Origin of the sequence: Flavobacterium sp. Leaf82 (assembly GCF_001422725.1) — a bacterium.
Lineage (GTDB): Bacteria > Bacteroidota > Bacteroidia > Flavobacteriales > Flavobacteriaceae > Flavobacterium.
This window is the reverse complement of sequence record NZ_LMMA01000006.1, coordinates 227,735-235,682: the sequence shown is the minus strand read 5'-3', so window position 1 is coordinate 235,682 and position 7,948 is coordinate 227,735. Positions and strand designations below refer to the sequence as shown.

Sequence of the window (7,948 nt, the reverse complement as noted above, 5' to 3'; positions counted from 1 at the left end):
TTTATTTTTTTTTTAAAATATTTTCATTGCTCACGATTATCTTATTTATCAAAGAATGTGCCAAAACTATGAAATTATCTTATATTATTGTATTTTTTGTATAAATTATTTTTTGTTGAATATTCAATAAGAGAATTGGCTGTTTTTATTCGCTTCCTTGCAGTTTGTTTTGTTTTTGTGTTGTTATTTGGTAAGTGCAGAAAGCTAAAAAAGAGCTTATTTAAGCTCTTTTTTGATTAATTACGACCGTAAACCTCTTGTGCTTTTAATAAATCGCTTAAGAAACGATATTCATAATGGTATTTGTTGCCCCTTTATTATCCTGAATAAAGGATTTGCAAATGCGACTTTTTTCTTCTAAAAATTTTGCATCATTAAGTAAACGATCCAAATTTTGTTTCAACTCATTATGGTTAGAAATTACAATGCATCCTTCAAGTGCAACTAATTGAACTGCTTCGGCAAAATTCGAATAATTTGGACCCATCACAATCGGAATTCCAAATGTTGCAGGTTCAAGGATATTGTGAATTCCCGGATTTCCAAAACCGCCTCCTACATAAGCAATTGTTCCGTAGCTGTAAATTTTAGTAAGTAAACCTACAGTATCAATAATAAATACATTGTATGGTGATAAATCCTTGTTTTCTTTTTCTGAAAATAAGACCGTAGATTTTGTGATTTGTGATGTAAGACTCGCTATCTGGTCAGTTTTTATGTTGTGCGGAGCTATTATAAATTTTACATTTTCAGGCGCCTGGTTGATGTATTCAATTAGTAAAGCTTCGTCTTTTGGCCACGAGCTTCCTATTATTATAGTAGGAGCGTTGTTTTTGAAATTTTCGATAAAATCAAGCGTATTGTCTCTTTCTAAAATTGCATTTACACGATCAAAACGAGTGTCGCCGGAAACAATAACGTTATGGAATCCTATGCTTTCAATTTTTTCCTTCGAACTTTCATTCTGGACAAAAAAGTAGGTGAATGCTTTTAAAGCTTTTCGGTAAAATCCTCCGTACCATTTAAAAAACATTTGGTTGTTCCTGAAAATTCCTGAAATTAAATAAGTGGGGATTTTGTTTGTTTCCAGTTCTTTTAGGTAGTTAAGCCAAAATTCATATTTAATAAAAAAGGCCAGTTCCGGATGTGCCAGTTTTAAAAATTTCTGAGCATTTCTTTTGGTGTCTAATGGCAGATATATGGTAACATCAGCAACTGTATTATTTTTACGCACTTCGTATCCGGATGGAGAGAAAAAGGTAACAATGATTTTATGCTGAGGATATTTTTCCTTGATTTTTTCGATTACCGGTAAACCTTGCTCATATTCGCCCAATGAAGCAGAATGAAACCAAATAGTTTTGTCGGTTGGTTTTATTTGTTGTTTTAAAATGGTAAAAACATCTTTTCTGCCATCGACAAAAAGTTTAATTTTCGGACTAAAAAAGGCTACAATTTTCAGAAAAAACCCCGCAATAGAAACAACTAAATTATATAGAAAAAGCATCTGTTTATTTTTGTGGCTAAATTACGTTTCTTTCGATTATTTTCATTGGTTTGAAGGTATTAAATAACTATTTTTGTTCCTCCTTTTAGAGATTCTGATTTAGAAACAGATCTTTAATTTTAAAAATATATTGAAAATGAAAAAAATTCAAATGGTTGACTTAAAGAGTCAATACGAGAAAATAAAAACTACCGTTGACGCTTCAATTCAAGAAGTTTTAGATACAAATACTTATATAAACGGACCTTTAGTACATCAATTTCAAAAAAATCTTGAAGATTATTTGGGAGCAAAACATGTAATCCCTTGTGCAAACGGTACAGATGCTTTGCAGATTGCTATGATGGGATTAGATCTAAAACCAGGCGATGAGGTTATTACTGCTGATTTTACTTTTGCTGCGACTGTTGAGGTTATAGCTTTATTGCAATTAACTCCGGTTTTGGTAGATGTTGATATTACAAATATGAACATCGATATCGATGCGATTAAAAAAGCAATTACGCCAAAAACAAAAGCAATTGTTCCGGTACATTTATTTGGTCGCGCTGCTAATATGGATGCGATTATGGAAATTGCTGCTGAACATAATTTATATGTAATCGAAGATAATGCACAAGCAATTGGAGCTGATTATATTTCGAAATCAGGCACAAAAAGCAAAGTAGGAGTGATTGGTCATGTTGCTGCAACTTCATTTTTTCCGTCTAAAAACTTAGGTTGTTATGGAGATGGTGGAGCAATTTTTACAAATGACGATAAATTAGCACACATTATCCGCGGAATCGTAAATCACGGAATGTATGAGCGTTACCACCATGATGTTGTGGGTGTAAATTCACGTTTAGATAGTATTCAGGCTGGAGTTTTAAATGCAAAATTGCCTCTTTTAGATGAGTATAATAAAGCACGTCGTTTGGCGGCTTCAAAATACAATGCAGCTTTTGCAGGAAACGCACACATTATAACGCCGGAATTTGATGCAAACGAAAATGATCACGTTTTTCATCAATATGTATTAAGAATCGTAGATGCAGACAGAAATGCTTTAATGCAACATTTATTAGATAAAGCGATTCCATGTGCCATTTATTACCCAATTCCGTTGCATTCGCAAAAAGCTTATGTAGATACACGTTATAAAGAAGAGCAATTTCCGGTTACGAATCAATTGGTTCAGGAAGTTATTGCTTTGCCAATGCACACAGAATTAGATGATGAGCAAATTAAATTTATTACAGATTCGGTTTTAGAATTTTTAAATAAATAAAACATGAAAAGTTTCCGTTTTTTAATCCTGTTGATTCTGTTACAATTTTCGGCTTTTGCTCAAAAACCGAATATTAAAGAAGAAGCAGCTGTTGGTAATCAGGTAGAAATTTTGCGTAAAGCAATGATTGATGCTGATGGAGCGAAATTAAAAGCGTTAACTTCTGAAAATTTAAGTTACGTTCATTCGAATGGTAATTTTCAAAATCAGGCAGAATTTATAGATGGAATAGTTAGCGGGAAATCCGATTTTGTATCGATAGATTTTCAAAACCAAACTATAACCATTCAGAATGATGTAGCAATAGTGAGACATATCCTGTCTGCCCATACTAAAGATGATGGAATCGACAGGGATATTAAGATAGGAATAATGCTTGTTTGGCAAAAGCAAAGAAATCACTGGGTTCTTATTGCGAGACAAGCTTATAAATTAACTACATAAAAAAATAACCAAAAAATGAAAGTATTAGTAACAGGAGGATTAGGATTTATTGGTTCTCACACCGTAGTCGAATTGCAAAATGAAGGCTTTGAAGTTGTGATAATTGATAATCTTTCGAATTCTACAGAAGATGTTTTAAAAGGAATAACGAAGATTACAGGAAAAACGCCTTTATTTGAAAAATTAGATTTAAGAGAAAAAACGGCGGTTCAGGATTTCTTTAAAAAACACAATGATGTTACTGGAGTAATTCATTTTGCGGCTTCAAAAGCAGTTGGTGAAAGTGTTGAAAATCCGTTATTGTATTATGAGAACAACATTAGTAGTTTAATCTATCTTTTGCAGGAATTACAGCAAAAACCTGAAGCGAGTTTTATCTTTAGTTCATCTTGTACTGTTTACGGTCAAGCCGAAAAAATGCCAATTACAGAAGATGCTCCCGTACAAACAGCAATGTCTCCTTACGGAAATACAAAGCAAATGGGTGAAGAGATCATTATAGATACAGCTAAAGTAACCAATATAAGTGCAATTTTATTGCGTTATTTTAATCCGGTTGGAGCACATTCAAGTACCGAAATTGGAGAATTACCATTAGGAGTTCCTCAAAATTTAGTTCCTTTTATTACACAAACAGGAGTAGGATTGCGTAAAGAATTATCAGTTTTTGGAGATGATTATCCAACTCCTGACGGAACTGCAGTTCGCGACTACATTCACGTGGTAGATTTAGCAAAAGCACACGTAATTGCATTACAGCGTTTGTTTAATAAAAAGAATTTGCAAAAAGTAGAAACCTTTAATTTAGGAACCGGAACAGGAAGTTCGGTTCTGGAAGTAATTCATAGTTTCGAAAAAGTAAGCGATAAAAAATTACCATACAAAATTATGCCGCGTCGTGAAGGTGATATCACCGAAGCTTATGCAAATACAGACAAAGCAAACAATATCTTAGGCTGGAAAGCTGAATTGAGTTTAGACGAAGCAATGGCAAGTGCCTGGAAATGGGAACAGAAGGTTCGTTCTTAATAGTTTGCAGTCTCAGTGGCAGTTTTCAGTTATTGACTGTATAAATAAAAAATCCCAAATAGTCATATTAGATTGTTTGGGGTTTTTATTTTGGGTTAATTTATTTTGTAAATTTGTAAGATTGAACTATAGGAATTATGGATTTAAAAGAAGAAAATAAAAAAGGGAGTTTGATTTTGATGGAGAATTTGAAAAAGGATTAACATTAGAGGATGCAAAAGCGGAATCAATTAGAAGAATCAGAGAATGGTGGGGAAAAGATAAAATTCAAAAATCAGGAAAAGATCGCGAGACTTTTGATTTTGATGCAGAATTTACAAAAGGTTTAACTCCTGAAGAATTTAAGGACGAAATGGCTAAAAGAATAAAAGCTTATCCTTGGAAATAATAATTTTTCAGAATAAAGTAAAAAACAAAATCCTCATAAATATTTCGTTATGAGGATTTTTTATAAATATAGTTTTTAAGCTGAAAAACTAAAAACTGAGACTGAATACTAAAAATTACGCATTAGCAGTAACCGCTTCTTTATCGATTTTATTAATCAAACCAGCTAATACTTTCCCCGGACCAACTTCAGTAAACAAAGTAGCACCATCAGCGATCATTTGTTGTACAGATTGAGTCCATTTTACAGGAGCAGTCAATTGAATAATTAAGTTCTTTTTGATTTCGTTTGCATCAGAAACAGCATTTGCGGTTACGTTTTGGTAAACCGGACAAATAGGAGTAGAGAATGTAGTTGCTTCAATTGCAGCAGCTAATTCTTCTCTTGCAGGTTCCATCATTGGTGAGTGAAAAGCTCCTCCAACAGGCAAAATCAAAGCACGTTTTGCTCCGGCAGCTTTCATTGCTTCACAAGCTTTTTCTACTGCTGTAGTTTCTCCTGAAATTACCAATTGTCCCGGGCAATTATAATTTGCAGCAACCACGATTCCGTCGATCGAAGCACAAACTTCTTCTACAATAGTATCAGCTAAACCTAAAACCGCAGCCATTGTAGATGGAGTAATTTCGCAGGCTTTTTGCATGGCAAGAGCACGTTGAGAAACTAATTTCAAACCATCTTCAAAAGATAAAGTTCCGTTGGCAACCAAAGCAGAGAATTCTCCTAAAGAATGTCCTGCAACCATTTCTGGTTTAAAATCTTCGCCTAAAGTTTTTGCTAAAATAACCGAGTGTAAAAATACAGCCGGTTGCGTTACTTTTGTTTCTTTTAGTTCTTCGGCAGTACCTTCGAACATGATATCTGTGATTCTAAAGCCTAAAATTTCATTAGCTTTTTCGAATAATTCTTTGGCTAAAGCCGAGCTTTCATATAAGTCTTTGCCCATTCCTGTAAACTGTGCGCCCTGACCCGGAAATACGTATGCTTTCATTTGTCTAATTTAAGATTGAATTTTTTTAAATTGAAAATTAGTTTCAATAGAAAGGCAAAAATAACATTTTTTTATTTCGTATAATCCTTAAACATGTAAATCCATGCTAATCTTGAAAATCTAAGGTTAAAAGAAGTGAGGATAATAATCACCACAGCAATAATTGGAATGATTCTTAAATCGAAATTTTTCTCAAAGAAAAACTGTGCGATACAATACGTGGCAATTCCCTGAGCGACTGTTAATCCGTAGTTTACATACATGGCGCCAAAGAAATAACCAGGCTCTTTCTGAAACTTGTAATTACAATGACTACAGTATTCATTCATTTTTGGTAAGCTAAAATTCAGAAAAATATTTTTGTCTTTAAAAACTTTTCCTTTATGACAAATAGGACATTCGTTGCTTAAAATATGAGTTAATGCACTTGACATGATCTTGTTGTTTTTTATTTATACAAAGGTAATTCAGAGCAGGATAAAAGTCTTTTTTATATCTTCGCTACTTATAGCACAATAAAGACATTTTTTTGAAAAAATTTCAAAATCTGAAATCCCAAATGACAAATCCAAAAATCTAAAATCTGCAATCTACAATCTACAATTTAATCGCATATGAAAAGATATCCCGTTTATAGTGTTCAGAATTTTAGCTGCAATGATATTCACCGCGATTTTTATGTAAATACATTCAAAGAACATCTAAAAAGCCACAGTTTTGTCGAAGAACCGCACAGGCATGATTCGTATTTAATGGTTTTTTTTACAAAAGGTTCAGGACAACACGAAGTCGACTTTGATCAATTTGAAATCAAAAAAGGAAGCTTGTTCGTTTTGCAACCCGGACAAATGCATCATTGGAGCTTGTCTGAAGACATAGAAGGATTTGTGATAATCTTTTCGCAAGAATTGTATAATCTCTATTTTGGACAAAAAAACATCAACGAATATAATTTTTATCATTCGATTCATAACCGACCGGAAATGGTTTTTGAAGAAAATCAAATCCCAAAAATCCTCCCGTATTTTAATCTGCTAATAGAGGAAAACAATCAGGAGAATAGATATCAACTCGATAAAATGCTGAATTTGCTGGATTGTATCCATATCGAAATTGCACGTAAATACAACGAAACCTATTCACATCAAACGCATTCGTACAATATCAAAATCGATAAGTTCGAAATGCTTTTGGAGCAACATTTCAAACAAGAAAAATTGCCTTCTTTCTACGCAGAGAAATTAAATATTACATTAAAACATTTAAATAGAATCTGCAATGAAATTCTTCAAAAAACCGCGACCGAAGTTATTACAGATCGTGTAGTTTTAGAGATAAAAAGAATGCTAACCGATAAGCAATTAGCAGTAAACGAGGTAGCATTTAAAGTAGGTTACGAAGATTATTCGTATTTCTCCAGATTTTTCAAAAAGCAAACCGGAATGTCGCCAACAGAATTCCGAAATACTGTACGATAGTTTTGGCCAAGAATTACACAAATTTACACGAATTATTATTTAATTTTTCGCCACAGATTAGATAGATTTAAAAAGATTTTTTTTATGTATTGCGATAATATAATCAGTGAAAATCTATTTAATCTGTGGAAAAAAAATTAGTGGAAATTAGTGTAATTCGTGGCAAACAAAAAAAGCCTGCACTTCCTAAAAAGTGCAGGCTTTTTAACCAACCAAATTAAAACCTATTATAAAGAATTACGCTTGTTTTGCAAATTGTAATTCGATGTTTAAACGAACTTCTTCTCCAACTAAAACACCACCAGTTTCAAGAGCAGAGTTCCAGTTTAAACCCCAATCTTTACGATTGATTTTTCCTTCGATGCTTAAACCTACTTTTGTATTTCCCCATGGATCAGTCATGATTCCGCTAAAGTCTACTGGGAAAGTTACAGATTTAGAAACACCTTTAATTGTTAAATCTCCAGTTATTTCATAATCTCCAGCATCGATTTTTTTGAAAGAGGAAGCTTTGAAAGTTAATTTTGGATTATTTTCCACATCAAAAAAGTCTGCACTTCTTAAGTGACCGTCTCTGTCTGCATTTGCAGTATCGATAGAAGCAATATCACCAGAAAATTGGATATCTGCATTTTCGAAGTTATCTCCGTCTGTAGTAATTGTTGCATCGTAAGTTCCAAATTTACCTGAAACATTTGTAAACATCATGTGTTTAACTTTAAAACCAATTTCTGAATGTGTTGGGTCAATTGACCATTTTGTAGTTGCCATAATTTTTATTTTTAAATAATTAATTTCATTTTGATAGGACAAAGTTACTTCGAGTGTCTTCATTTAGCAC

At 32.9% G+C, this 7,948-nt stretch carries 8 protein-coding genes; 4 read left to right on the top strand and 4 right to left on the bottom strand.

Going from position 1 to position 7,948, the window contains the following annotated elements:
• Positions 1-277: 277 nt before the first annotated feature.
• Entirely contained in the window at positions 278-1,507 is a 1,230-nt protein-coding gene (locus tag ASF10_RS07120) for a 3-deoxy-D-manno-octulosonic acid transferase (RefSeq protein ID WP_056247121.1), read from the bottom strand.
• A 136-nt stretch (positions 1,508-1,643) separates the two neighbouring features.
• On the opposite strand from ASF10_RS07120, the gene ASF10_RS07115 reads away from it, so the two are divergent.
• Genes ASF10_RS07115 through galE form a run of 3 tightly spaced genes read left to right on the top strand, consistent with a single transcriptional unit; the run spans position 1,644 to position 4,250 of the window.
• Positions 1,644-2,777: a DegT/DnrJ/EryC1/StrS family aminotransferase gene (locus ASF10_RS07115; RefSeq protein ID WP_056247119.1), complete on the top strand. Its 1,134-nt coding sequence runs from the start codon at positions 1,644-1,646 to the stop codon at positions 2,775-2,777.
• A gap of 3 nt (positions 2,778-2,780) precedes the next feature.
• Complete coding sequence (locus ASF10_RS07110) at positions 2,781-3,221, top strand: nuclear transport factor 2 family protein (protein WP_056247117.1); 441 nt, start codon at positions 2,781-2,783, stop codon at positions 3,219-3,221.
• 15 nt (positions 3,222-3,236) lie between these two features.
• Entirely contained in the window at positions 3,237-4,250 is a 1,014-nt protein-coding gene (gene galE / locus ASF10_RS07105; RefSeq protein ID WP_056247114.1) for a UDP-glucose 4-epimerase GalE, read from the top strand.
• 503 nt (positions 4,251-4,753) lie between these two features.
• Here galE and fabD read toward each other — a convergent pair.
• The gene (fabD, locus tag ASF10_RS07100; RefSeq protein WP_056247112.1) at positions 4,754-5,629 is read right to left on the bottom strand and encodes an ACP S-malonyltransferase; all 876 of its coding nucleotides are present in this window, start codon (positions 5,627-5,629) and stop codon (positions 4,754-4,756) included.
• Between the two features lie 71 nt (positions 5,630-5,700).
• Complete coding sequence (locus tag ASF10_RS07095; protein WP_056247110.1) at positions 5,701-6,063, bottom strand: DUF983 domain-containing protein; 363 nt, start codon at positions 6,061-6,063, stop codon at positions 5,701-5,703.
• A 180-nt stretch (positions 6,064-6,243) separates the two neighbouring features.
• On the opposite strand from ASF10_RS07095, the gene ASF10_RS07090 reads away from it, so the two are divergent.
• Positions 6,244-7,107, top strand: coding sequence for a helix-turn-helix domain-containing protein (locus ASF10_RS07090; protein WP_056247108.1), 864 nt, complete (start codon positions 6,244-6,246; stop codon positions 7,105-7,107).
• A gap of 237 nt (positions 7,108-7,344) precedes the next feature.
• On the opposite strand, the gene ASF10_RS07085 is transcribed toward ASF10_RS07090, so the two are convergent.
• Positions 7,345-7,878, bottom strand: coding sequence for a YceI family protein (locus tag ASF10_RS07085; RefSeq protein ID WP_056247139.1), 534 nt, complete (start codon positions 7,876-7,878; stop codon positions 7,345-7,347).
• Between the last annotated feature and the right edge of the window lie 70 nt (positions 7,879-7,948).

Bases quoted from the DNA above. Each gene is read 5' to 3' on its own strand.
- ASF10_RS07090 (WP_056247108.1), top strand. From the start codon at position 6,244: ATGAAAAGATATCCCGTTTATAGTGTTCAGAATTTTAGCTGCAATGAT.
- ASF10_RS07110 (WP_056247117.1), top strand. From the start codon at position 2,781: ATGAAAAGTTTCCGTTTTTTAATCCTGTTGATTCTGTTACAATTTTCG.
- ASF10_RS07115 (WP_056247119.1), top strand. From the start codon at position 1,644: ATGAAAAAAATTCAAATGGTTGACTTAAAGAGTCAATACGAGAAAATA.
- ASF10_RS07085 (WP_056247139.1), bottom strand. From the start codon at position 7,878: ATGGCAACTACAAAATGGTCAATTGACCCAACACATTCAGAAATTGGT.
- fabD (WP_056247112.1), bottom strand. From the start codon at position 5,629: ATGAAAGCATACGTATTTCCGGGTCAGGGCGCACAGTTTACAGGAATG.
- ASF10_RS07095 (WP_056247110.1), bottom strand. From the start codon at position 6,063: ATGTCAAGTGCATTAACTCATATTTTAAGCAACGAATGTCCTATTTGT.
- galE (WP_056247114.1), top strand. From the start codon at position 3,237: ATGAAAGTATTAGTAACAGGAGGATTAGGATTTATTGGTTCTCACACC.
- ASF10_RS07120 (WP_056247121.1), bottom strand. From the start codon at position 1,507: ATGCTTTTTCTATATAATTTAGTTGTTTCTATTGCGGGGTTTTTTCTG.